Origin of the sequence: Pseudomonas sp. MWU13-2862, assembly GCF_023242495.1 — a bacterium.
In the GTDB taxonomy this organism is placed as follows: domain Bacteria; phylum Pseudomonadota; class Gammaproteobacteria; order Pseudomonadales; family Pseudomonadaceae; genus Aquipseudomonas; species Aquipseudomonas gingeri_D.
Window position 1 is genome coordinate 201,454 of record NZ_JALMEZ010000008.1, and the last position, 25,393, is coordinate 226,846.

Annotated in this window: 21 protein-coding genes; 11 read left to right on the forward strand and 10 right to left on the reverse strand. The window is 61.8% G+C overall.

Translation table 11 applies throughout. The features are described 5' to 3' along the window. Window positions 1-18: 18 nt before the first annotated feature. From arcD to M5C56_RS16515, 7 genes are all read right to left on the reverse strand, one after another. On the reverse strand, window positions 19-1,446 hold the full coding sequence (gene arcD, locus M5C56_RS16485) for an arginine-ornithine antiporter (RefSeq protein ID WP_103494213.1): 1,428 nt from the start codon (window positions 1,444-1,446) through the stop codon (window positions 19-21). A gap of 665 nt (window positions 1,447-2,111) precedes the next feature. Further along, a complete protein-coding gene (locus tag M5C56_RS16490) occupies window positions 2,112-3,464 on the reverse strand; it encodes a CoA transferase (protein ID WP_103494212.1) in 1,353 nt (450 codons plus the stop codon). A gap of 199 nt (window positions 3,465-3,663) precedes the next feature. Then, window positions 3,664-4,071 (reverse strand): YbaN family protein, encoded by a 408-nt coding sequence (locus tag M5C56_RS16495; protein ID WP_103494211.1) that lies wholly within the window; start codon window positions 4,069-4,071, stop codon window positions 3,664-3,666. A 199-nt stretch (window positions 4,072-4,270) separates the two neighbouring features. Then, a complete protein-coding gene (locus M5C56_RS16500) occupies window positions 4,271-4,879 on the reverse strand; it encodes a biliverdin-producing heme oxygenase (RefSeq protein WP_103494210.1) in 609 nt (202 codons plus the stop codon). A gap of 114 nt (window positions 4,880-4,993) precedes the next feature. Continuing rightward, complete coding sequence (locus M5C56_RS16505; RefSeq protein WP_103494209.1) at window positions 4,994-7,579, reverse strand: TonB-dependent receptor; 2,586 nt, start codon at window positions 7,577-7,579, stop codon at window positions 4,994-4,996. A 118-nt stretch (window positions 7,580-7,697) separates the two neighbouring features. After that, window positions 7,698-8,603 (reverse strand): FecR domain-containing protein, encoded by a 906-nt coding sequence (locus tag M5C56_RS16510; protein ID WP_103494208.1) that lies wholly within the window; start codon window positions 8,601-8,603, stop codon window positions 7,698-7,700. A 164-nt stretch (window positions 8,604-8,767) separates the two neighbouring features. Continuing rightward, on the reverse strand, window positions 8,768-9,286 hold the full coding sequence (locus M5C56_RS16515) for an RNA polymerase sigma factor (protein WP_103494207.1): 519 nt from the start codon (window positions 9,284-9,286) through the stop codon (window positions 8,768-8,770). Between the two features lie 282 nt (window positions 9,287-9,568). On the opposite strand from M5C56_RS16515, the gene M5C56_RS16520 reads away from it, so the two are divergent. Beyond that, the gene (locus M5C56_RS16520; protein WP_247263208.1) at window positions 9,569-10,003 is read left to right on the forward strand and encodes a hypothetical protein; all 435 of its coding nucleotides are present in this window, start codon (window positions 9,569-9,571) and stop codon (window positions 10,001-10,003) included. Between the two features lie 312 nt (window positions 10,004-10,315). Here M5C56_RS16520 and M5C56_RS16525 read toward each other — a convergent pair whose 3' ends face one another. Further along, the gene (locus tag M5C56_RS16525; protein ID WP_103494225.1) at window positions 10,316-10,780 is read right to left on the reverse strand and encodes a methylglyoxal synthase; all 465 of its coding nucleotides are present in this window, start codon (window positions 10,778-10,780) and stop codon (window positions 10,316-10,318) included. A gap of 35 nt (window positions 10,781-10,815) precedes the next feature. Then, window positions 10,816-11,817, reverse strand: coding sequence for a type I glyceraldehyde-3-phosphate dehydrogenase (gene gap / locus M5C56_RS16530; protein WP_103494206.1), 1,002 nt, complete (start codon window positions 11,815-11,817; stop codon window positions 10,816-10,818). Between the two features lie 212 nt (window positions 11,818-12,029). On the opposite strand from gap, the gene edd reads away from it, so the two are divergent. The 4 genes from edd to M5C56_RS16550 all read left to right on the forward strand — a co-directional run bounded on the left by edd (window position 12,030) and on the right by M5C56_RS16550 (window position 17,210). Further along, window positions 12,030-13,856, forward strand: a complete 1,827-nt coding sequence (gene edd / locus M5C56_RS16535; RefSeq protein WP_103494205.1) for a phosphogluconate dehydratase — start codon at window positions 12,030-12,032, stop codon at window positions 13,854-13,856. Further along, entirely contained in the window at window positions 13,853-14,812 is a 960-nt protein-coding gene (locus M5C56_RS16540) for a glucokinase (RefSeq protein WP_103494204.1), read from the forward strand. The genes edd and M5C56_RS16540 overlap by 4 nt, the downstream gene beginning before the upstream one ends. A gap of 216 nt (window positions 14,813-15,028) precedes the next feature. Further along, the gene (locus M5C56_RS16545; protein WP_100944075.1) at window positions 15,029-15,760 is read left to right on the forward strand and encodes a response regulator transcription factor; all 732 of its coding nucleotides are present in this window, start codon (window positions 15,029-15,031) and stop codon (window positions 15,758-15,760) included. Then, complete coding sequence (locus M5C56_RS16550; RefSeq protein WP_103498587.1) at window positions 15,750-17,210, forward strand: HAMP domain-containing sensor histidine kinase; 1,461 nt, start codon at window positions 15,750-15,752, stop codon at window positions 17,208-17,210. Before M5C56_RS16545 ends, M5C56_RS16550 begins: the two co-directional genes overlap by 11 nt. Here M5C56_RS16550 and M5C56_RS16555 read toward each other — a convergent pair. Next, a complete protein-coding gene (locus M5C56_RS16555; protein ID WP_103498588.1) occupies window positions 17,179-17,823 on the reverse strand; it encodes an AP2/ERF family transcription factor in 645 nt (214 codons plus the stop codon). The two genes, M5C56_RS16550 and M5C56_RS16555, sit on opposite strands and share 32 nt — an antisense overlap. Window positions 17,824-18,126: 303 nt before the next feature. Here M5C56_RS16555 and M5C56_RS16560 point away from each other — a divergent pair, with 303 nt between their 5' ends. From M5C56_RS16560 to M5C56_RS16585, 6 genes are all read left to right on the forward strand, one after another. Then, window positions 18,127-19,365 (forward strand): AGE family epimerase/isomerase, encoded by a 1,239-nt coding sequence (locus M5C56_RS16560; RefSeq protein ID WP_103498589.1) that lies wholly within the window; start codon window positions 18,127-18,129, stop codon window positions 19,363-19,365. 150 nt (window positions 19,366-19,515) lie between these two features. Next, window positions 19,516-20,802: an ABC transporter substrate-binding protein gene (locus M5C56_RS16565; protein WP_103498590.1), complete on the forward strand. Its 1,287-nt coding sequence runs from the start codon at window positions 19,516-19,518 to the stop codon at window positions 20,800-20,802. Between the two features lie 155 nt (window positions 20,803-20,957). Then, a complete protein-coding gene (locus tag M5C56_RS16570) occupies window positions 20,958-21,866 on the forward strand; it encodes a sugar ABC transporter permease (protein ID WP_103498591.1) in 909 nt (302 codons plus the stop codon). Next, window positions 21,859-22,704 carry a carbohydrate ABC transporter permease gene (locus tag M5C56_RS16575; protein ID WP_103498592.1) on the forward strand — a complete coding sequence of 282 codons (846 nt, stop codon included), beginning with the start codon at window positions 21,859-21,861 and terminating at the stop codon, window positions 22,702-22,704. Before M5C56_RS16570 ends, M5C56_RS16575 begins: the two co-directional genes overlap by 8 nt. Window positions 22,705-22,706: 2 nt before the next feature. Beyond that, a complete protein-coding gene (gene ugpC / locus M5C56_RS16580) occupies window positions 22,707-23,867 on the forward strand; it encodes a sn-glycerol-3-phosphate ABC transporter ATP-binding protein UgpC (RefSeq protein ID WP_103498593.1) in 1,161 nt (386 codons plus the stop codon). Window positions 23,868-24,028: 161 nt separating this feature from the next. Next, the gene (locus M5C56_RS16585) at window positions 24,029-25,375 is read left to right on the forward strand and encodes a carbohydrate porin (protein ID WP_247263207.1); all 1,347 of its coding nucleotides are present in this window, start codon (window positions 24,029-24,031) and stop codon (window positions 25,373-25,375) included. Window positions 25,376-25,393: the final 18 nt, after the last annotated feature.

Here is a 25,393-nt window from a genome sequence, read left to right on the forward strand (position 1 = left end):
AACGAAACAATCAGGGTGTCAAAGGGTCAGGAAGCCGTCGTACAGGCCATAGGCAGCCACCAGGGCGCCTATGACCACCGCGGCGAAAATCAGCTTCTCGACAGTGGTGAAAATCGCTTTGCCCAGCTCGTGCTTGGCCTTGGCGAACAGAATCACGCCGGGGGCATAGAGCAGGGCGGAGAGCAGCAGGTACTTGGTGCCGCCGGCGTACAGCAGCCAGATCGCGTAGATCAGGGCGATGGCACCGATGACCAGGTCCTTGCGGCGTTCGCCCGGGGCCTGTTCATAACTTTCGCCACGCACCGCCAGCAGCACGGCATAGGCCGCCGACCACAGGTAGGGCACCAGGATCATCGAGGTGGCGAGGTAGATCAGCGACAGGTAGGTACTGGCGGAAAACAGCGTGATGATCAGGAAGATCTGCACCATGGCGTTGGTCAGCCAGAGGGCGTTGGCCGGTACCTGGTTGGCGTTTTCGCGGCGCAGGAACTCCGGCATGGTGTGGTCCTTGGCGGCGGCGAACATGATCTCCGCGCACAGCAGCACCCAGGACAGCAGGGCGCCGAGCAGCGAGATGATCAGGCCGACGCTGATCAGCACCGCGCCCCAGTGGCCGACTACATGTTCGAGCACGGCGGCCATGGATGGGTTCTGCAGTTTCGCCAGTTCCGGCTGGGTCATGATCCCCAGGGACAGGACGTTGACCAGCACCAGGAACAGCAGCACGGTGATAAAACCGATGACCGTGGCCTTGCCCACGTCCGAGCGTTTTTCCGCGCGGGCGGAGAAGATGCTCGCGCCCTCGATGCCGATAAACACCCAGACGGTGACCAGCATCATATTGCGCACCTGGTTCATGACACTGCCCAGGCTCGGGTTCTTAAGGCCCCAGATGTCGGCGGTGAAGATATCCAGCTTGAAGGCGAACAGCGCGATCAGCACGAACAGCAGCAGCGGCACGACCTTGGCCACGGTGGTGACCAGGTTGATGAAGGCCGCTTCCTTGATTCCGCGCAGTACCAGCCAGTGCACGGCCCACAACAGCAGCGAGGCCCCGACGACGGCGGCCACGGTATTGCCTTCGCCAAACACCGGGAAGAAGTAACCCAGGGTGCTGAACAGCAGGACGAAGTAGCCGACGTTGCCCAGCCAGGCACTGATCCAGTAACCCCAGGCGGACGAGAAGCCCATATAGTCGCCGAAACCGGCCTTGGCGTAGGCGTAGACCCCACCGTCCAGGTTCGGTTTGCGATTGGCCAGGGTCTGGAACACGAAGGCCAGGGTCAACATGCCCACGGCGGTAATCGCCCAGCCAATCAATACCGCGCCGACATCGGCGCTGGCAGCCATGTTTTGCGGCAGCGAAAAGATACCGCCGCCAATCATTGAACCCACCACCAGAGCGACCAGCGCACCTAATCGCAGTTTTCCGGGTGATTCAGACATTGCATGACTCCAATCCATGGGAATTGAGGCGATAGGGTAGGCCAGGGGCAAAAACGAAAAATGATATAGATCAGATCATTGGCACATTCCGTTGTTTATGAACGACTTTTGGGGCCGCGCGGACACGCGGGCCTGCGTCTTAAGACACCTGTCCTAGAGCGGTCGAATGAGCGTTGAAAAGAATATTTCGTATTGCTGTGGAGGCTTAAACTAGACAAACCTGTGGATTGTGCAAATTTCGGACAGCGTTTTTTTAAACGCGTTCGATTTATTGGAAATAGTCCACAGAATCATCGAGTCGAACGGGTTTCATGGGCGCTATCGGTCTTGAACGACTACCTTTGTCATCCCTATCGAATAAACGTAGTGGCACATTGGATAATTAATCGAGTGAGCATTTGTTGCTTTGTTAAATATTGAAACAATTAAGTAATCAAGATGACGCATATATCAGGGACGACCTGAGAACTGCGCTTCGGCGTGGTGATGGGGTCTACGAGGGAGGAGCATTGATGCTGAATCCCCGGGGGATCCTTGAGGTGGTTGATGATCCAGAGGGCCTCTTCGCGGGCAAGCCACGCTCCTACAGTTTTGCGTGAAAACGAAATGTCATGTACGACACCAAACTGTAGGAGCGTGGCTTGCCCGCGAAAGCGGTTTCGAACTCACCACCACTGCGGCGGATGAGCCCCCAGCTTCGTAGCGGCAAAGGCCCACTGCAATGGCACCGCCCCGACCTTCAGCGGCGACAGCAAACGTTGCGCCGGGCCCCAGGACGTCTGTTCCAGCAGCGGATTCCAGTCTTGCGCCCCTGCGGGCAACAGCGCTTCGGTCCCATTGACCGCCCCCTGTTCCACCAGCAACTTCGCCGTACGGGCCAGTGACAAACGCGCCGACCCTCCCAGCCCGCTGTGCAACCGTTCGGTCAGCGCACGGATCGCCGCGGCCGCCATCAGGTAGCCGGTGGCATGGTCCAGCGCCTGCACCGGCAGTGGGACGGGCTTGTCCGCCTGTTTCCACAACATGCCGGCCTGGGCGATACCACTGCTCATCTGCACCAGGCTGTCGAAGCCCCGGCGATTGCGCCACGGGCCGCTCCAGCCGTAGGCGTTCAGGCTCACATCAATCAGCCCGGGGGCCAGGCGCTGGCGACGCCGGGCATCGTAGCCGAGCCCGTCCAGTGCATCGGCACGATAGCCGTGCAGAAGGATGTCGGCCCCGCCGAGCAAGCCTTCGAAGACCTCGCGATCAGCCGCGTCATGCAGGTTCAGGCGGGCGCAGTGCTTGCCCAGGGTCACGTCCGGGGTCAGGGCCGGCTCGTCCCAGCTCGGCGGATCGATGCGCAACACCTCGGCGCCCAGCCCTGCCAGCAGGCGGCTGGCCACGGGGCCGGCGAGTACGCGGGTCAGGTCGAGGACCTTGATGCCTGCCAATGGCCGTACCTGCGAGCCGAGCCAGGTCCGTGAACCATGGCTGTCGTGGGTGTTTCGCTGAACCAGAGGCTCGGCATTGACCGCAAGCCCTTGGGGGTGTTCCTTCCAGGCGGCCCATGAGCGCATTTGCGCGGCGCAGCCACCGGCCTCGACCACCGCCGCCTCCAGCTCGTCGGCCGCCCATTGGGCAACTTTTTCGGCCATGGCGCTGCGATCCGTCGCCAGTCCCAGGACGCGCTCGGCGGCACGGCGATGGTGCGGGGCGTTGGTGTGCAGGCGGATCCAGCCATCGGCGCTGGCGTAGTCGCCGGCAATCGGGTCCCAGGGCGGCGGGATTTCCCAGCCTGCGGGTTGTACCGCCGTGCCGAACCAGAGTGAAGCCAGGCGCCGGTCGACTTCGACGGCGGGGCGCTGCCCGTTCTGTTGCAGCAGCAGTTCGGCGACGGCCTGGCCGGCAGCGGCGAGTGTGGCGCCGGCCAGTTCGGTAACGGCAAAAGTCGAGGGTAGAACGCCGCTGCCGGTGAACAGTGGCGGCGAGAGGGGCAGGTCGAGTGCGGCTTGAATGGACGTCAATAGATCGGTCATCGAAGGCTCTCCGTGAGAAGGGCCATTGCACCTGAAATACGGGCGATTGTCGATGTCGGGTGTGGCCTCCAGACCGTCAATATATTCTTGATCCTGGCCCTGCTATTCCGATCCATGCGGTCCCTGTAGGAGCCAGCAAGCCGGCTCCTACAAGTCGGTGTTTGCCGAAAAATGCCCTCCCGCAGGAACTGACGGGGGCTCAGGACGCGTCAGGCACCGCAAGCCGCTCCGGACGCGACCAGATCCACAGGTTGCCCAGGCTCATCCCGGCGATGGCCAGGTAGATCGGCCAGCCGTGTTCGAGCATCACCAGCATCAGCGTCGCGCAGAGCAGCATGCTCACGGTGGCGCTGACCTTGGCCTTGCGGGCGATGATCTTGCCGTTGCGCCAGTTGCTCAGGATCGGGCCGAACAGCCGGTGGTTTTCCAGCCAGGCACTCAGGCGCGGCGAACTCTTGGTGGCGGCCCAGGCGGCCAGCAGAATGAACTCGGTGGTCGGCAGGCCGGGAATGACAATGGCGACCAGGCCGATACCCAGGCTGACATAGGCGAGCAGGCCGAAGAGCACGCGGGCGAGTTTGGAGGAGGAGGGTTTTGGCTGGGTCATGGTGTCAATTGTGCGGCGATGGAGTGAACGGCTCAAGCCCCGGATCCTGTGGTTGCCTGTGCAAAGGGGTGTACGCAAGATTAGGGCGCTACGCGTAACGTGTAGGAGCGAGCTTGCTCGCGATGGTCTGAAGAGCGCTGCGGTGCTCCAGTTATCCTGCGTCATCGTTGACGTCCATCGCGAGTAAGCTCGCTCCTACTCAGGCCAGCTCCGGCGCCGTGGCGTAAGCCTGTTCCAGCAACAGGGTAAAGCGTACGAACGCATCAATCGCGCCTTTCTCCGCAGCGGCTTCTTCTTTGGCACTCAGCTCCAGCCCGTCGAGGGTCCGGGTAAAGCTTTTCCAGCCCTCGGCGCGACCGCCGACCGGTTCGCCCAGGTGGCGGGCACCGAAGGTTTCGCTGAGGCCCAGGCCAACGGCGCGCTTGATCAGGAACGCGGCGCCGAGCTTGGAACCCTCGGAAACGAAGATCCAGCCCAGGGCTTCGGCCTTGCTCGGGTTCTTCACGGCACCGGCCACCGGCGCAGGTACTTCGGTGTCCAGGTCCGCCAGATCGGCCTTGGCCGCTTCCGCGCGGCAACGTTCGGCCAGGTCCGGGACGATGGCGATCAGTTCGGGATCGTTGTACAGCGACACCAACTCCGACTGGAACAGGTACTGGGCCACCACGAAACGGGCGAAATTAGCCTGGGTTTCGAACGGCGCATGGGCTTTGACCAACTGGTCGAGCCTGGCATGGGGCTCGTGGGTGATCTGGTTCAGGCGTTGCGAGCGCAGGCTCGGGCGTTGGGTGTTGTCCGGGGTGGTCATGAGCATGTCCTTGAGAATGAGAGGCACTGTCTGACGAGACGAATCAGAAGACGCGCGACAGTAAAAAAACTCACCCGGGCCCTGCAATATTCGGCTGGGTGAGGTGCGGTCCGGTCAGATATCCCAGACCAGGTTGACCGAGAAGTTGCGTCCCGGGGCGGTCAGGCGCTCGAGGTTGGCCGGGTTCAGCACACCGGCTTCGCCGACGCTGTCGTAGCCGCGTACGTCATCCCAGTTCCAGTACTTCTTGTCGGCCAGGTTGTAGAGACCGGCGTTGACGGTGATGTCATGGCTGACCTTGTAGTAGCCGGTCAGGTCCAGCAGGCCGTAGCCCGGGGTCTTGAACTGCTCGCCCTTGCCGTCCGGGGAGAAGAAGTTGCTGCTGTCGACCAGGTTCTTGCGTTGCACCAGCGTCCAGCTCAACAGGCCGCCGTAGTTGTCCTGGTCGTAGCCCAGGCCCATGACGGCGGTGAGGGGGTTGACGCTGTTGAGCGGTTGCCCCGTGTCGTTGTTGCGGCCATAGGCATAGGCCACGGAACCCTTGCTATAGAGACCCAGCGGCGCACCGAAGGCATCCAGGTTGAGGCGACCCTTGAGTTCGGCACCCTTGATGGTGGCGTGCCGGATGTTGTTGGTCTGGAAGGTCAGCTCGCTGTAGCCGGGGGCGATGGCGTCTTCGTTGATGAAGTCGCGGTACTGGTTGTAGAACACCGCCAGGTCAAACGAGCCGGCGTCGAACTTGCCGCGCAGGCCGGTCTCGTAGCTCTTGCTCTTTTCCGGTTGCAGGTTCGGGTTCGGTGCGACCTGATAGCCGGTGTTCAGGTTCTGGAAGCGACCGTACAAGGCCTTGGCCGACGGGGTGCGGAAACCTTCGGCGTACTGGCCGTACCAGGTGTACTGGTCGCTCAGGGCGTAGGTCAGGCCGAACTTGGGCGAGACGCGATGCCAGGTCTTGTTGGAACCGTCGACGGCGCCGCCGCCCGCCGCGGCGATGGTGTTGAGGAACTCCTGGGTGATATGCGGCTTGAGCTGGGTGTAGTCATAGCGCAGGCCCGGCAGGAAGGTCCATTGGTTCCAACTGATCTGGTCCTGGGCGAACAGGCTGTAGCTGTCGATGGTCGGGTCGGGGAAGTCGCTGGACTTGACCAGTCGGTCGGACGGACTGTCGGCGCCCACGGCGGTACAGCCCCGGCCCACGGCCAGGCAGACCCCGGAACCACTACGGGAACCGGTGACCTCCTGTTGCTTGAGGGTGGTGCCGTAGGTCAGCAGGTGATCGGTCGCACCGATAGTGAAGGCCTTGTCGGCCTGGGCATCGAAGACCCATTGCTTCTCTTCATAGACCGTATCGCGGCTGCGCAGGACATTACGGGTGAACGGGAAGTAGTTTTCCAGGGTGCTCTGGTCGGTCTTCGCGATCTGGTAGTTCAGGCTCAACTTGACATGATCGGCCACGGCGCTGTCCAGGCCGAAGCTGTTCTCGATGCCGAAACGTTCACGACTGATGGTGTCGTTGCCGGTGCGCGAACGGTACATGCCCAGCGGCTGGCCGACGTTGAACGGGCCGCCGACGGCGCTGCGCTGGTTGGTATCGACATCGTCCTTGTAGCGCTCATAGGTCAGGCCCAGGCGCGAGGTGTCGTTGTAGTTCCAGCCGAGCTTGGCCAACACGTTGGTGGCCCGGGCTTTCTCCGGGTTCGCGGCGGTGCGGTTCAGGCCGTTTCCGCCGGTATCGCCATAGGACTCGGTCTCACGTCCGTTGCGCTGGCTCAGGTGCAGCAAGCCGTCGAAGTCGCCGCTGCGTCCGGCGACGGTGCCGGAGGTCAGCCAACTGTTATCGGCCGAGCTGTAGCCGCTTTTCAGGCGGGCGCCGACGTCCTGGCCGGGCTTGATGATGTCCTCCGGGTCGAGGGTGTAGTAGCTCACGGCGCCGCCGATGGCGTTGCTGCCGTAGAGCACCGAGGCCGGGCCGCGTAGGATCTCCACGCGCTTGATGATTTCCGGGTCGACGTAATTGCGCTGGGTGTTGGCGTAGGGACCGTTGAAGAAACTGTCGGGAATTTCGACGCCGTCGACCTGGGTCAGGATCCGGTCGCCGTCGATACCGCGAATGTTGTAGTTGCTGATGCCGCCGCCACGCTGGCCAGCACCGCCGACCGAAACACCGGGTTCGTCACGCACCAGTTGCTTGAGGGTGTTGACGTTCTGGCGGTCGAGTTGCTGGCGGTCCTTCACCGTCACGGTGTTGGGCACCGCGTTGACGTCCTGCTCCTGGCGGGTGGCGCTGATGGTTACCTGCTCCAGGTTCAGGGTGCTGCCGCTGGCGCGTTTTTCCAGGACGATGCTGTTGTCGCCGACTTTGCGGTAGCTCAGGTTGGTGCCGACCAGCAGGCGTTCGAGGGCTTTTTCCGGCGGCAGCGCACCGCGCACGCCCGGCGAGGCCACGCCCTGGCCGAGTTCGGCGGGCAGGCCGACCTGCCAGCCGGTGATCGAGGTAAAGGCGTTGAGCGCCGAGACCAGGGGTTGTTGCGCGATCGAGAAACTGTAGTTGCCCAGGCTCCTGGCCGGTTGTTCGGCGCTACTGGCGGCCAGCACTGGCGTTGCTTGTATGCCGGCCAGCAGGACGGCGGCGGTCAGCAAGGACAAAGTGCATTGTTGCAGGCCGCCGGCGCGGGCCTTGGAGGTGAAACGAGTGGGCATCGATAGCGCTCCCGGGTGGACGAATCGTTATAGGTATTGCGTGATTCAGAGTGAGAATCAATTGCATTGGCTATAACGAGACGAATCACCTGAGGCTATCGAGTAAAAATAATTGTTCTCAGTTGAGAATCACCAGCGCCGGGTACTCCGAAACCTTGGCGGAGGTGATCTGGGCCAGGGAGCGGACCACGTCCAGGGGCTTGTCCAGACGGTAGTTGCCGGTGACGGCGACCTGGGCCAGGTGTTCGTTGTTGTTGACGATCCAGCCGGGGTAATAGCGCCGCAGTTCGGCCAGGACCTGGCCCATGGGGCAGTTTTCGAACACCAGGCGGCCCTGGACCCAGGCCAGGTCCTTCTGCGCATCGAGCTTTTCCGGGCGGCCGAAGCCATGGGGCCCGACCTTTACGCTGTTACCGGCGGAGAGACGCAGGCGCGCGCTGTCATCGAGAGTGCGCAGGTCGACATCGCCGCGCTGGACCTGCACCTGCGCCTCGCCATCGAGGTAGCGCACGGCGAAGCTGGTATCGCTGACACTGGCGCGCACTGGTCCGGCATCGATTTCCAGCGGGTGTTCGCGCTCGGCGGCAACCTCGAAGAACGCCTCGCCCTTGTACAGCCGAGCCTTGTGTTGGCGGCCGCTGAAGTTGCTGGAGAACGCTGAATTGGTGTTGAGCAGGACTTTCGAGCCGTCCTCGAGTTGCAGATGCTGGCGTTCGCCGGCCACGGTCAGGTGATCGGCCTGCAGGCGCAGGGGCAGATTGCTGTAGCTGCCGATGGCGATCAGCAGCACGGCGGCGGTGGCCAGGGGTTTCCAGTGTGGGCGCAGACGCCGCAGCAGTGACGGGCGCCGCCGTTGTTGCAGGACCTGGGCGGCGGCAAACACCGGCGGCGCGTTCCAGGCGCCGCTGGCGCGTGCATAGGCCTGGGCATGGCGCGGGTCGGTGGCCAGCCAGGTGTCGAAGGCGGCCTGCTGCTCGGCGCTCGGGCACTCCATCAGGATCAGCCAGTCCAGTGCCTGATCCATGGCTGCGTCATGGGGCACCGGCCCGGAGGGGCGCGGGTCTTGACTGTCTGTCACGGGTGTTCCTCGGCAACGTTTGCCACGGTTTGGTTCAACGATCTTATGGTTTTGCGTGATAGAGCTGTAGGACGTTTGAGCGGATTATCCACGCTATCGGGCAGCAGAGCTTAAGGGCGATCCAGGCGTTCGGCCACACCGACACAGATCGCCATGATCAGCTTGAGCTCTTTTTGCACGGTGCTCAGGGACACATCGAGCTCGTCGGCGATCTCCTGGTAGCTGTAGCCGTGGAGGCGGCTGAGGATGAAAATCTGCTGCTGGCGGGCACTCAACTGGCCGAGGCTGACGCTCAGGCGCTTGAGCATCTGCTCGGCGTGGATGGCGTCTTCCGCGGTGCTCAGGGGCGCGGCGACATTCTGCATGACGTCCAGCGGCACATCGTCCATCAGGGTGCGCGACTGGATACGCAGCGCGCGCAGATGATCCAGGGCCAGGTTGCGGGCGGTCTGGAAGACGAAGGGTTCGAGGTGATCCACCGGACGTTCGCTCAGGGCACGGGTAACCCGCAGGTAGGTTTCCTGCAGCAGGTCTTCGGCGGTGCTGGGGTTATTGACCATGCGCTGCAAGGTCCGCAGCAGCGTGACACGCTGGGCGAGGAAGACAGTATTGAAGTGGGACTGACTCACGGAAGCACCGGACCGATTTCAAGCGAATGATAATGCTTATCATCTGTCTTGTAGGTCAAGTCTTAATGTATTTCGCCGTTGGTGTCTTGCTCCTACAGAGTGGATGAGTGGATTTCGAAAATGTCTGATATTTCCTACTGTCTGCGGAGGTGGGAGAAGATTGCAGGTGCATAAGGTGAGCGCTAGATTTGGTCGTCGCTGAAAATTCAGCGATACGGGGTTTGCAGCCCGGAGTTAAGCAAAGGCGCACAACGCCGCGAAAGCGGTTTAAGGAGCGTCACCGTGACAAAGAAAACCATCTCCGATTCGCTTCTCTCTCGTAAAGCACCCAGCACAGTCGACAAAGAGAAGTATCTTCGTAAAGTCTCTGATGATCCCGCCAGTGAGACCGAACGGGGTCCGGCAAACACGCCTCGTTTACTCGATACCCTCGCGTTCACCTGCTCCAAACCGGTCATCCCCGAAGCCCCATACAAGCCCACACTATTTGCCATTCAACCGGGCATCAGTGCCCAGGATGCGTTGACCTACGTTTCGAATCTGCTCGAAACGGCGGAGCTCAATGGCGATGAAATCAGCCTGCATATCAACCCCGTCGAACGGGCGCTGTTCTGGGGCATGCTGCATTCGGTGGAAGTGGCGCGTGCGGTGGTGGATGCGCTGCTGGAAGGTTCGCGTGCAACTGATCCCGAGTCACCTTCGTTGGGCGGTCGATAGGCGAAAGCGGAAAAGTCCGCAAAGGTGCAATGTTGTTCACCCGATGGGGGCGGTTGAACACAGTCCCAGTGGGAGCGGAGCTTGTCGGATCGCCGCACCGCCGAGAAGCTTTTGGCGTTCTCACGGGCCCCTTCGCGGGCAAGCCCTGCTCCTACAGTTTTGTGTCATGTACAAAATTGCGGCACGACGACGCACTGTAGGAGCAGGGCTTGCCCGCGAAGCTTTTGACGATCTCACGGGCGCCCTCGCTGCGATGGGGTGTCCCGGCAAGCCAGGTTCCACAACGGATCGTGTTTAGTCTGCTGGCCGACGTTAACGCCGTGCCGCCAGATACGCGTTGTAATCCGGCACCCGATACTCATGGGCCTGTTCCATCATCGGGCTGCTGAGCAGGTAATCGGCGGTGCATTCGTTGCAGGCCACGGGAATATTCCACACCGCCGCGACCCGCAACAAAGCCTTGATATCCGGATCATGGGGCTGCGGCTCGAACGGATCCCAGAAGAACACCAGCATATCCACCCGCTGCTCGGCGATGCGGGCGCCCAATTGCTGGTCGCCACCCAACGGGCCGCTGATCATGCTTTCCACCGCCAACCCCAGGCGCTTGTTCAGCAACAACCCCGTGGTGCCCGTGGCCACCAGTTCATGCTGGGCCAGACGGTCTTTCTGGCGCTCGGCCCAGTCCAGCAAAAACACTTTGCAATGGTCGTGGGCCACCAGTGCGATGCGCTTGCGCGCCGCCATGGTGGCCTGGGTAAAGCTGATCCCTATCATCGGTTCCTGCTCCACGCCTGTTCCTCGTTCCGCATTTATTCGGCGTTGCACAGCGCCAGGCAGTTATCCAGCATGCGGTTGGAGAAACCCCACTCGTTGTCGTACCAGGCCAGGACCTTGAGCAGCTTGCCGCTGGCCTTGGTGTGGTTGGCGTCGAAGATCGACGACAGCGGGTTGTGGTTGAAGTCGCTGGAAACCAGCGGCAGGGTGTTGTAACCCAGGATCTTCGAGTGCTGGCTGGCTTCCTTGAGCAGGGCGTTGACTTCTTCCGCCGTGGCCTCGCGCTTGAGCTGCACGGTCAGGTCCACCAGGGACACATTGATCACCGGCACACGCACGGCCATGCCGGTCAGCTTGCCCGCCAGTTCCGGCAGCACCAGGCCTACCGCTTCGGCGGCGCCAGTCTTGCTCGGGATCATGTTCTGGGTCGCCGAACGCGCGCGGTACGGGTCGGTGTGGTAGACGTCGGTCAGGTTCTGGTCGTTGGTGTAGGCATGGATGGTGGTCATCAGGCCACTTTCGATACCCAACTCGCGGTGCAGCACCTGGGCCACCGGGGCCAGGCAGTTGGTGGTGCACGATGCGTTGGAAATGATCTGGTGCGATTGGCGCAGGATGTCATGGTTGACCCCGTACACCACGGTGGCATCGGCGCCTTTGGCCGGTGCGGAAATAATCACTTTGCGGGCGCCGGCGGTCAGGTGCGCGGCGGCCTTGGCACGGTCGGTGAACAGACCGGTGCATTCAAAAACCACGTCGATCTTCTCGGCGGCCCAGGGCAGTTCGGCCGGATTGCGGATCGCGCTGACCGAAATACGGTCACCGTTGACGGTCAGGCTTTCATTGTCGTGTTCTACGCTGGCATCAAAGGTGCCGTGAACCGTGTCGTACTTGAGCAGGTGAGCATTGATGGCGCTGTCGCCCAGGTCGTTGATGGCGACGACCTGCAGGTCCTGGCGGTAACCTTGGGTATAGAGTGCACGCAGGACGTTGCGGCCGATGCGGCCAAAACCGTTGATTGCGATTCGTAGAGTCATTTAGGGAAGCGCCTGTCATAGTTTTGTTGTTGGAATTACAAGATTATTCGCATAAAAATAGAAAACAAGCCTTTTTAGTGGCAATATTTTGTTTTATCTACAACGAGTGACCTGAATCAACAGGTCCAGATGATTGAAAAGCCCCGCCATACGAGGCTTTCGGTCAGCTTGGAACCACAGGTCGCCACATCCGTTAGCCTGGAGTTCTACACATGCATCCCCGCGTTCTTGAGGTCACCGAACGGCTTGTCGCCCGTAGCCAAGCCACTCGCCAGGCGTATCTGGCACTGATTCGCGGTGCCGCCAGTGACGGCCCGATGCGCGGCAAGCTGCAATGCGCGAATTTTGCCCACGGCGTGGCCGGGTGTGGCACCGACGACAAGCAGAACCTGCGTCTGATGAACGCCGCCAACGTGGCGATCGTTTCTTCCTATAACGACATGCTCTCCGCCCACCAGCCCTACGAAACCTATCCGCAACAGATCAAGCAGGCCTTGCGCGAGATCGGTTCGGTCGGCCAGTTCGCCGGTGGCGTGCCAGCCATGTGCGATGGCGTGACCCAGGGCGAGCCGGGCATGGAGCTGGGCATCGCCAGCCGCGAAGTGATCGCGCTGTCCACCGCCGTGGCCCTGTCCCACAACATGTTCGACGCGGCGATGATGCTCGGCATCTGCGACAAGATCGTGCCCGGCCTGTTGATGGGCGCCCTGCGCTTCGGTCATCTGCCGACCATCTTCGTGCCCGGCGGGCCGATGGTCTCGGGGATTTCCAACAAGGAAAAAGCCGATGTGCGCCAGCGTTATGCCGAAGGCAAGGCCAGCCGCGAGGAGCTGCTGGAGTCGGAAATGAAGTCCTACCACAGCCCCGGCACCTGCACCTTCTACGGCACCGCCAACACCAACCAGTTGCTGATGGAAGTCATGGGCCTGCATTTGCCGGGCTCGTCCTTCGTCAATCCGAATACCCCGCTGCGCGATGCCCTGACCCGCGAGGCGGCGCACCAGATCACCCGCCTGACCAAACAGAGCGGCAGCTTCATGCCCCTGGGTGAGATTGTAGACGAGCGTTCGCTGGTCAACTCCATCGTTGCCCTGCACGCCACCGGCGGTTCCACCAACCACACCCTGCACATGCCGGCGATTGCCCAGGCAGCCGGTATCCAGTTGACCTGGCAGGACATGGCCGACCTCTCCGAAGTGGTGCCGACCCTGTCCCACGTCTATCCGAACGGCAAGGCCGATATCAACCACTTCCAGGCGGCGGGCGGCATGGCCTTCCTGATCCGCGAACTGCTGGAAGCCGGCTTGTTGCACGAAGACGTGAATACCGTCGCCGGCCACGGCCTGAGCCGCTACACCCAGGAGCCGTTCCTGCAGGACGGTGAACTGGTATGGCGCGACGGCCCGATCGAAAGCCTCGATGAAACCATCCTGCGCCCCGTGGCTCGTGCCTTCTCCCCTGAAGGTGGCCTGCGGGTGATGGAAGGCAACCTCGGACGTGGTGTGATGAAAGTCTCCGCCGTGGCCCTGGAACACCAGATCGTCGAGGCACCGGCGGTGGTGTTCGAGGACCAGCAGGACCTGGCCGACGCGTTCAAGGCCGGCTTGCTGGAGAAGGACTTTGTCGCGGTGATGCGCTTCCAGGGGCCGCGTTCCAATGGCATGCCGGAATTGCACAAGATGACGCCGTTCCTCGGCGTGTTGCAGGACCGTGGCTTCAAGGTCGCGCTGGTCACCGACGGGCGGATGTCCGGGGCCTCGGGCAAGATTCCGGCGGCCATCCATGTCTGCCCCGAAGCCCATGTGGGTGGGGCGCTGGCGCGGGTCCGCGATGGCGACGTGATCCGCGTGGACGGGGTCAAGGGCACCTTGCGGGTGCTGGTGGACGACACCGAATTCGCCGCGCGCGCGCCTGCGATCGGCTCGTTGGGTAATAATATCGGCTGTGGCCGCGAACTCTTCGGCTTCATGCGCATGGCCTTCAGCTCGGCGGAGCAGGGCGCCAGCGCGTTCACTTCGGCCCTGGAGCACCTTGAATGAAGTTGGCGTTGGTAGGCGACATTGGCGGGACCAATGCGCGGTTCGCGTTGTGGAAGGACAATGCCCTGGATGAAGTGAAGGTCCTGGCGACCGTCGATCACAGCAGCCCCGAGGAGGCCATCAAGGTCTACCTCGACGGCCTGGGCCTGGCGCTGGGATCGGTCGGCGCCGTGTGCCTGTCGGTGGCCGGCCCGGTGGGCGGCGACGAGTTTCGTTTCACCAATAACCACTGGCGGCTGAGCCGTCGGGCGTTCTGCGAAACCTTGCAGGTCGACGAGCTGTTGCTGGTCAACGACTTTTCGGCCATGGCCCTGGGCATGACCCGCCTGGAGCCGGGTGACTACCGCGTGGTCTGCGAAGGCACGCCGGAGCCGTTGCGTCCGGCGGTGGTGATCGGTCCTGGCACCGGGCTCGGTGTCGGCACCCTGCTGCACTTGGGCGAGCAGCACTTCATGGCCTTGCCGGGGGAGGGCGGGCATGTCGACCTGCCCCTGAGCAGCGTGCGTGAAACCCAGCTCTGGCAGCATATCCACAGTGAAATCGGCCATGTCAGCGCCGAGACTGCCTTGAGTGGTGGCGGTTTGCCGCGGGTGTACCGGGCGATCTGCGCGGTGGACGGGCATGTGCCGGTGCTGGAAACTCCGGAGTCGATTACCGCTGCCGGCCTGGCCGGCGATCCGATTGCCCGGGAAGTGCTGGAGCAGTTCAGCTGCTGGCTGGGTCGGGTGGCCGGCAACAACGTGCTGACCACGGGCGCGCGCGGTGGGGTGTATATCGTCGGTGGGGTGATCCCACGGTTTGCCGACTTTTTCATCAACAGCGGTTTTGCTCGGAGCTTTGCTGACAAAGGCTGCATGAGCGATTACTTCAAGGGGATCCCGGTGTGGCTGGTGACGGCCCCGTATTCCGGGCTGATTGGCGCGGGGGTGGCGTTGCAGCAGGCTTTCGCGCACTGATCCCGTTACGTGGCGCGTTCTTCGCGGGCAAGCCCTGCTCCTACCGTACGTCGTCGTACCTAGGTTTTGTACACGACATCAAACTGTAGGAGCAGGGCTTGTCGGATCGCCGCACCGCCGCGAAAGCGTCCGGCCAGGCAACACATGCTTCACGGCTTAATCGATTAAGGCATAATCCGCATTTCAGTCCTCCCCACAACAACAAGGACGATTTCCGTGAGCGTATTCAGTAAGTCCATTCTCCTGGTCGACGACGATCAGGAAATCCGTGAATTGCTGGACACCTACCTCAGCCGTGCCGGTTTCCAGGTGCGCACCGTCGGCGATGGCGCCGGCTTTCGCCAGGCCCTCAACGATGCCCACAGCGATCTGGTGATCCTTGACGTCATGCTGCCCGACGAAGATGGTTTCAGTCTCTGCCGCTGGGTCCGCCAACACCCGCGCCAGGCCCAGGTGCCGATCATCATGCTCACCGCCAGCTCCGACGAGACTGATCGGGTCATCGGCCTGGAACTGGGGGCCGACGATTACCTGGGCAAACCCTTCAGCCCACGGGAACTGCAAGCGCGGATCAAGGCCCTGTTGCGCCGCGCGCAGTTCGGTCAGGAGCGCAACGGCAGCGAGGTGCTGGCCTTCGATGACTGGCGCCTGGACACGGTCAGCCACCGGCTGTTCCACACCGACGGCGAAGAAGTGATTCTCTCCGGCGCCGACTTCGCCCTGCTCAAGCTGTTCCTCGACCATCCCCAGGAAATCCTCGACCGCGACACCATCGGCAATGCCACCCGTGGGCGTGACCTGATGCCCCTGGACCGGATCGTCGACATGGCGGTCAGCCGCCTGCGCCAACGCCTGCGCGACACCGACAAGCCGCCGCGACTGATCCGCACCGTGCGCGGCAGCGGCTATCAGTTGGCGGCCAATGTCACCGCGGCCAATGCCCTCTGAACTGCGCCGGCGCCTGCCGGTTCCGCGCTCGCTGCTGGGGCGCATGTTGCTGCTGACCCTGTTGGCGGTGCTGATCGCCCAGACGCTGTCCAGCGTGATCTGGCTTTCGCAGTTGCGCGCGACGCAGCTCGAAGGCCTGGTCACCAGTGCCCGCAGCCTGGCCCATTCGATGACCGCCAGTGTCAGTTACCTGCGCTCGCTGCCGCTGGCCTATCGCCCGCTGGTGCTCGATCAATTGCGCAGCATGGGTGGTACGCGGTTTGTCGTGACCCTCAATGACAAGCCCCTGGATATGCGCCTGCTGCCGGCCACGCCGCGCAAGACCGCGGTGCTCGACGCCGTGCACGAGGTGCTGCGCCAGGCGCTGGGCAACGAGGTGGATATCTCGGTGCAATTCGTCAGCCCCGACGACCTGCGGATTTTCAACGGTGGCCTTAAGCTCGACGAGTTGCCGCGTTCCTGGGCCCACTATGCGCTGACCCTGGAACCGGTCAATCCGCCGGTGCTGGTGACGCAGATCCAGATGTCCCCCGGCGAATGGCTGTATATCGCCTCCCTGCTGCCCGAGCCCTACACCAGCCTGGAAGAGGAAGGCCTGCCGTCCCAGCAGGTGTGGTTTATTGTCCTGACCAGTGGCTTTCTGCTGTTATTTATCGGCCTGCTGGTGCACTGGCAGAGCCGTCCCCTCAAACGCCTGGCGCGGGCCGCGCGGGACATGTCCCTCGGCGATGCGCAGGTACGGCCGGTGGCGGAAGGCGGTGGCAGCGAAGTGGTGGAGGTGGGCCGGGCGTTCAACGCCATGCGTGAGCGTATCAGCCGTTACCTGACCGAACGCAGCCAGTTGTTCAGCGCCATCTCCCACGATCTGCGCACCCCCATCACCCGCCTGCGCCTGCGGGTCGAGCTGCTGGAGGACGAGAAGCTGCAGTACAAGTTCGGTCGCGACCTCGACGAGCTGGAGATGCTGGTCAAGGGGGCGCTGCAATGCGTGAAGGACACCGATATCCACGAGAACATCGAGCCGGTGGACCTCAACCACGCCCTCGATTGCCTGATCGAACCCTACCTGCCACCCAACGGCAACGGTCGGGTCTCGCTGGACGGTCGCGCCCACGGGGCCTTTCCCGGCAAACCGCTGGCGCTGCGACGCTGCATGGGCAACCTGATCGACAACGCCCTCAAGTATGGTGACAAGGCCCACCTGCATATCGAAGACGACGACGAAGCCTTTGTGCTGCACGTCGATGACGAAGGGCCAGGGGTGCCCGAGCAGCGCCTGGAGCAGGTGTTCGAACCGCACTTTCGCTTGTCCGGCCAGCAACAGGGCTACGGCCTCGGGCTGGGCATTGCGCGCAATATCGCCCACAGCCATGGCGGCGAAGTGAGCTTGCAGAACCTGCGCGACGGCGGGTTGCGGGTTACTTTGTACTTGCCGCGAAATGCCGACTGATCGACAGGAACGCCTGTTCCGCACTGATATTCAGCGCCGGCTCGAGCGGGTCCGGCGGAAGGATATCGGCTGAGGCCCGCACCTCCCGCGGTCGCGCCATGGCCGCGCGGATGCGGTGCTCGCGCACGCGGCTGTTGCTCTGGCTGAAGTAGCGCTGCAAGGCTTCCATCGCCTGTTCATAGGGTTCGTTGCACAACGCCAGTTGCCGTTCACGCTCACGCAGCGCCAGGCGCTTGGCCTGCTCCTCGCCGTGGCGACGCACACTGAAACTGCGGCTCAGGCAGTAGCCATGAATCCGCGTGCTGGCCCGCCAGTAGCCGGTGTTGTTGGTCTCGACCCGGATCACCCCGGGATGTCCGCTGGTGTTATGAGGCATCAGGCGCTGGCGCTCTGCATAGCTTTGCGAAGGCTGCATTTTCAGCACCAGGGCGTTGCGGTAGGACTCGGCCATGCACCGGGCCGGTTCCTCGCCACCACACTCGGCGAAGCTGAAAACACCGCCCAATTGGGCGCCGCCACGCATGACCTCGACCCTCCAGGCACACAGACCTTGTCCGTTGTAGACCGGGAAAATGCAGCATTGGCGGGGGTTGCGCAGGTGGGGGGCAACCATGGATCACACCTCCTTGGGGGCGCTTGACCGGCGCACCTGAAATGAAGAAGTGCAGCAGATTCGCCGAAGTAAAGGAGTGCTTCAATGTGGGAAAAGACGTTAGGGATCGCTCCTACATTGGAAAGGGAAACGACTTATTCAGCAATTTTCCTACCTCGCAGAGTCTGGGGCCGAAGGGACCTTCTCTGTTTTTTGTCACTGTCTGGTGACATTTGCGCGGGGCTTCGTGACCTGGCAGCGAAGAATGGCTGGCTAGAATCGCCGGATAATCGTTTGGCTCCTAACAACAAGAAAGGTACTCCGATGGACACCCTTGAACTGCCGTTCAGCAGTTGGCTCAATGCCCCGGCTCATCGTGCCTGGTTGTTGGCCGAAGGCCGGCGGCTGCTGGCGTTTGCCAAGGCTTCGCGCCTGGCCGAAGGCTTCGGCAATCTCGACGAGCACGGGCAACTGGCGGACGATGCCATGGCCGAAACCATGAACACCGCGCGCATGACCCACAGTTTCGCCATGGCCCATCTCCAGGGGATTCCCGGTTGCCTGGGGTTGGTCGATCACGGTGTCGCCGCCCTCTGGGGGCCGTTGCGCGATGCCAGCCACGGTGGTTGGTATGCGGTCCCCGATCACCGCGACGGCAACAGCGGCAAGGCTGCCTACCTGCACGCCTTTGTGGCCCTGGCCGCGAGTTCCGCGGTGGTTGCCGGCAGTGCCGATGCCCTGCGCCTGCTGGCCGAAGCGATCCGGGTGCTCGAGACGCATTTCTGGAACGAGGAGGAGGGCACCCTGCGCGAATCCTTCACCCGCGATTGGCAACAGGAAGAAGCCTATCGCGGTGCCAACAGCAATATGCACGGCACCGAGGCCTTTCTCGCCCTGGCCGATGTCACCGGTGACAGTCGCTGGCTGGATCGCGCGCTACGCATCGTCGAGCGGGTGATCCACCAGCACGCCGTGGCCAACGATTTCATGGTCATCGAACACTTCGACCGCCAGTGGCAACCCCTGCGCGAGTACAACCACGATAACCCGGCGGATGGCTTTCGCCCCTACGGCACCACGCCCGGTCATGGCTTCGAATGGGCGCGGCTGGTCCTGCACCTGGAGGCCGCGCGCCGCCAGGCCGGCTTGTTCACCCCCGATTGGTTGTTGAACGACGCCCGCGGTTTGTTTGACAGCGCCTGCCGTCATGGCTGGCACGCTGATGGCGCGGCGGGCATCGTCTACACGCTGGACTGGGCCAACCGCCCGGTGGTCCGTCAGCGCCTGCACTGGACCCATGCCGAAGCCAGCGCCACGGCCGCCGCCTTGCTCCGGCGCACCGGCGAGGCGCAGTACGAAACCTGGTATCGACGCTTCTGGGATTTTATCGATGTGCACTTCATCGACCTGGAACTGGGCAGCTGGCATCACGAACTGGATGAGCACAATCGGCCCGATGCCAAGATCTGGGGCGGCAAACCCGACCTCTATCATGCCTTTCAAGCGGTGCTGCTTCCGGGGCTGCCACTCGCCCCGAGCCTCGCGAGCGCTCTGGCCCGGTAATCCTGGGCTGATAACGGCAACGAAATTCATGTAACCATGCAGTGACATTTGCACGTCCCTTCGTTACCTGCGAAGGGCCTTGCCTTGACTAGAATCCCATGCAGCGCAAGCACCAGACTTGCATGCATAACAACAAGAAAGGTACTACAGATGAATTCGATTTCCCGCCTCGCCGCCGTCGTTTCTCTCGCCTCGTTGTTTCCCCTCAGTGCTCTTGCCGCCGATTCGAAAGGGTCCGTGGAAGTTGTCCATTGGTGGACTTCCGGTGGTGAAAAAGCCGCGGTCGATGTCCTCAAGGCTCAAGTTGAGAAAGACGGTTTCACCTGGAAAGACGGCGCTGTAGCCGGCGGCGGCGGTGCCACCGCCATGACCGTGCTGAAAAGCCGCGCCGTGGCCGGCAACCCGCCGGGCGCCGCGCAGATCAAGGGGCCGGACATCCAGGAATGGGCGTCTACCGGGCTGCTCGACACCGACGTCCTGAAGTCCGTTGCCAAAGATGAGAAATGGGACAGCCTGCTCGACAAGAAAGTCTCCGATACCGTGAAGTACGAAGGTAACTACGTCGCCGTGCCGGTGAACATCCACCGCGTCAACTGGCTGTGGATCAACCCTGCCGTCTTCAAGAAAGCCGGTATCGAAAAAGCGCCGACCACCCTCGAGGAATTCTACGCCGCCGGTGACAAGCTCAAGGCTGCGGGCTTCATCCCGCTCGCCCACGGCGGTCAGCCTTGGCAGGACAGCACCGTGTTCGAAGCGGTGGTGTTGTCGGTCATGGGCGTTGATGGCTACAAGAAAGCCCTGGTCGACCTGGACAACGCTGCGCTGACCGGTCCTGAAATGGTCAAGGCGCTGACCGAGCTGAAGAAAGTCGCGACCTACATGGACCAGGACGGCAAAGGCCAGGACTGGAACCTGGAAGCGGCCAAGGTCATCAACGGCAAGGCCGGCATGCAGATCATGGGTGACTGGGCCAAGAGCGAGTGGACAGCGGCCAAGAAAGTCGCTGGCAAGGACTACGAATGCGTAGCCTTCCCGGGCACTGACAAAGCCTTCACCTACAACATCGACTCCCTGGCGATGTTCAAGCAGAAAGACAAGGGCACCGCGGCGGGCCAGCAGGACATCGCCAAGGTCGTCCTGGGTGAAAACTTCCAGAAAATCTTCAGCATCAACAAAGGCTCGATCCCGGTTCGCAACGACATGCTCCACGAAATGGACAAGCTCGGTTTCGACGAGTGCGCCCAGAAGTCGGCCAAGGACTTCCTGGACGATGCCAAGACCGGCGGCCTGCAACCGAGCATGGCGCACAACATGGCGACCACGCTGGCCGTACAGGGTGCGTTCTTTGATGTCGTGACCAACTACATCAACGACCCGAAAGCCGATCCAGCCGATGCCGCCAAGAAACTCGGCGCGGCGGTCAAGTCCGCCAAGTAGTTTCAGCACCGCAGGTTCCCTTGCAGGAGCCGGCTTGCTGGCGATTTCGATCTGACAGTCAACATCGTCGTTGGATGAGCAATCGCAATCGCCAGCAAGCCGGCTCCTGCAGAGGATCTGCATGTAGTCCCTTTTCCCCTGTAGTGGATTTCCCCATGAGTTCTGTTGCTGTGTTCAGCAAAGCCTCGCCGTTCGATGCATTGCAGCGCTGGCTACCCAAACTGGTGCTGGCGCCCAGCATGTTTATCGTCCTGGTGGGCTTCTATGGCTACATCCTGTGGACGTTCGTACTGTCGTTCACCAACTCGACTTTCCTGCCGTCCTACAAATGGGTCGGCCTGGCGCAATACGCGCGGTTGTTCGACAACGACCGCTGGTGGGTGGCGAGCAAGAACCTGGCGCTGTTCGGCGGCTTGTTCATCGGCGTCACCCTGGTGATCGGCGTGCTGCTGGCGGTGTTCCTCGACCAGCGCATCCGGCGCGAAGGTTTTATCCGCACCATTTACCTGTACCCGATGGCGCTCTCGATGATCGTCACCGGTACCGCCTGGAAATGGTTGCTCAACCCGGGCATGGGCCTGGACAAACTGTTGCGTGACTGGGGCTGGGAAGGCTTCCGCCTGGACTGGCTGATCGACCCCGATCGCGTGGTTTATTGCCTGGTGATCGCAGCGGTCTGGCAAGCCTCGGGGTTCATCATGGCGATGTTCCTGGCCGGCCTGCGCGGTGTCGATCAATCGATCATCCGTGCCGCCCAGATCGATGGCGCGAGCCTGCCGAGGATCTACTGGAAAGTGGTGCTGCCCAGCCTGCGTCCGGTGTTCTTCAGTGCGGTGATGATCCTGGCGCACATCGCGATCAAGAGCTTCGACCTGGTGGCGGCGATGACCGCCGGTGGCCCGGGCTACTCGTCCGACCTGCCTGCCATGTTCATGTATTCCTTCACCTTCAGTCGCGGCCAGATGGGCATGGGCTCGGCCAGTGCGATTCTGATGCTCGGTGCGATTCTCGCGATCATCGTGCCTTACCTGTACTCCGAGCTGAGGACCAAGCGTAATGACTAGTCTCGCCCACAAACCGGCGATCAGCCTGAGCCGCATCGCCATCTACGCGGTGCTGATCCTCGCCGTGCTGCTCTATCTGGTACCGCTGGTGGTCATGCTGTTGACCAGCTTCAAATCACCGGAAGACATCAGCACCGGCAACCTGTTGAGCTGGCCGACGGTGATTACCGATATCGGCTGGGTCAAGGCCTGGGCCACGGTCAACGGCTACTTCTGGAACTCGATCAAGATCACCGTTCCGGCGGTGCTGATCTCCACCGCCATCGGTGCGTTGAACGGCTATGTGCTGTCGATGTGGCGCTTCCGCGGTTCGCAGTTGTTCTTCGGCCTGTTGCTGTTCGGCTGCTTCCTGCCGTTCCAGACCGTGCTGCTGCCGGCCTCGTTCACCCTCGGCAAGATGGGCCTGGCCAGTACCACCACGGGCCTGGTGTTCGTGCACATCGTTTACGGCCTGGCGTTCACCACGCTGTTCTTCCGTAACTACTACGTGAGCATTCCCGATGCGCTGGTGAAGGCGGCACGCCTGGATGGTGCGGGTTTCTTCACCATCTTCCGGATGATCATCCTGCCGATGTCGACCCCGATCATCATGGTCTGCCTGATCTGGCAGTTCACCCAGATCTGGAACGACTTCCTCTTCGGCGTGGTGTTCTCCAGCGGTGATTCGCAGCCCATCACGGTGGCGCTGAACAACCTGGTCAACACCAGTACCGGGGTCAAGGAATACAACGTTGATATGGCAGCGGCGATGATCGCCGGGCTGCCGACCCTGCTGGTCTATGTGGTCGCAGGCAAGTATTTCGTGCGCGGGCTGACGGCCGGCGCAGTCAAGGGGTAATCATGGCAACGCTCGAACTTCGCAATGTAAACAAGACCTACGGCGCCGGTTTGCCGGACACCCTGAAGAACATCGAACTGTCGATCTCGGACGGTGAGTTCCTGATCCTGGTCGGGCCTTCGGGCTGTGGCAAGTCGACGCTGATGAACTGCATCGCGGGCCTGGAGAACATCACCGGCGGCGCGATCATGATCGATGACCAGGACGTCAGCGGCATGAGCCCGAAGGATCGCGACATCGCCATGGTGTTCCAGTCCTATGCGCTGTACCCGACCATGAGCGTGCGCGAGAACATCGAGTTCGGTCTGAAAATCCGCAAGATGGCCCAGTCGGCCATCGATGAGGAAGTCGCGCGGGTCGCCAAGCTGCTGCAGATCGAACACTTGCTCAACCGCAAGCCCGGCCAGTTGTCCGGTGGTCAGCAACAGCGTGTAGCCATGGGCCGTGCCCTGGCGCGGCGGCCGAAGATCTATCTGTTCGACGAACCGCTGTCCAACCTCGACGCCAAGCTGCGGGTCGAGATGCGCACCGAAATGAAACTGATGCACCAGCGCCTGAAAACCACCACGGTCTACGTGACCCACGACCAGATCGAAGCCATGACCCTGGGCGACAAGGTGGCGGTGATGAAGGACGGCATCATCCAGCAGTTCGGCACGCCGAAGCAGATCTACAACGACCCGGCGAACCTGTTTGTCGCCAGCTTCATCGGTTCGCCGCCGATGAACTTCATCCCCCTGCGCCTGCAACGCAAGGATGGTCGCCTGCTGGCTCTGCTCGACAGCGGCCAGGCCCGTTGCGAGCTGCCGCTGGGGGTGACCGATGCCGGTCTTGAAGACCGCGAAATCATCCTCGGCATGCGCCCGGAACAGATCAGCCTGATGCAGGGCGAGCCCAATGGCTTGCCGAGCATCCGTGCCGAAGTCCAGGTGACCGAGCCGACCGGTCCGGACACCCTGGTGTTCGTCAACCTCAACGGGACCAAGGTCTGCTGCCGACTGGCACCGGACGTGGCGCCGCAGGTGGGTGAAACCCTGACCCTGCAATTCGATCCGGCCAAGGTGTTGTTGTTCGACGCCCAGACCGGTGAACGCCTGGGCGTGGTGGCCAAGCCGCAAGTCCAGGTGCATAGCGACAATGTGGCGCAATTCAAGGGCCGCTGACTGTGAAGAAGGGGCTTGCTCCCGAGGGTCGCGAAGCGGCCCTCAAACCTGAGGCCGGGATGTATCAGGAAAAGCGTCTGCCAAAGAGATTTGACGCATTACAGACGATGTAAACCACGTTCGATAAAAACCGTTAATAACAATAAGACGAGGATGTAGGGATGAAAAAGAAAAACACCAATGCCCGCCTGTTCTGCCAATTGTCGGCGGCGGCAACACTGGTCCTGGCTGCTAACGCCATGGCGGACGATGCGTTCAGCAGCAATTCCAAATGGATGACCGGTGACTGGGGCGGAGAGCGCACCAAGTTGATCGAAGAAGGTATCGACATCAAGATGGATTATGTCGGTGAGGTCGGTAGCAACCTGCATGGTGGCTACAACAACGACCATACCTCGCGTTACGCCGACCAGTTTGGTCTGGGCGTGGCGTTGGATCTGCAAAAGCTGTGGGGCTGGGATAACACCCAGGCCAAGATCCAGCTCACCAACCGTAACGGTGAGAACATCTCCAATGATCGCATCGGCGACCCACGCGCCGGCACCTTGAGCTCGTCCCAGGAAGTCGACGGTCGCGGCCATATGGTCCGTCTGACCCAGTTCTGGATCCAGCACCAGATGTTCGACAACAAGCTGGATGTGAAACTGGGTTACTTCGGTGAAGGCGAAGACTTCAACACCTTCCCGTGCGACTTCCAGAACCTGTCGTTCTGTGGCTCCCAGGTGGGTAACTATGTCAACACCTGGTACAACTGGCCCGTCGCCCAGGCTGCTATTCGCGTGAAGTACAACATCACGCCTGAGCTGTATGCGCAAATCGGTGCCTACAACCAGAACCCGTCGCAGTTGGAACACGGTAACGGCTTCAAGCTCAGCGGCAGCGGCACCAAGGGCACCGTCCTGCCGGTCGAACTGGTCTGGTCGCCGAAGGTCAACGACCTGCCGGGCGAATACCGTGTCGGTTACTACAAAAGCGCGGCTCCGGCTAATGACGTGCTCCGGGACAACAATGGTGGGGACGCCGCAACCAGCGGTCTGCCTTATCGTGTCCACAACAGCAAGCACGGTTACTGGTTCGTGGCGCAGCAGCAACTCACCAGCCACAACGGCGACGCTTCCCGCGGTCTGAACATTGCGGCGAACGCGACCTTCCACGACAAGGCCACCAACCTCGTCGACAACTACCAGTCGGTGATGTTCGTGTACAAAGGGCCGTTCGATGCGCGTCCGAAGGATGACGTCGGGATCGGTTTCGCCCGTATCCATGTCAACCAGGACGTGAGGGAAAACGCCGAGTTGGAAAACGCCGCCAATAACGTCAGCGACTACAACAACCCGCTGTACTCGCCACTGCGCGACACCGAGTTCAACACCGAAATCAACTACGGCTTCCACGTCACCAACTGGTTGACCGTACGTCCCAACCTGCAATACGTCACCCACCCGGGTGGTGTGAATCAAGTCGACAACGCTGTGGTTGCCGGCCTGAAAATTCAGTCGGTCTTCTAAGGCTTCGACTGATAAGCT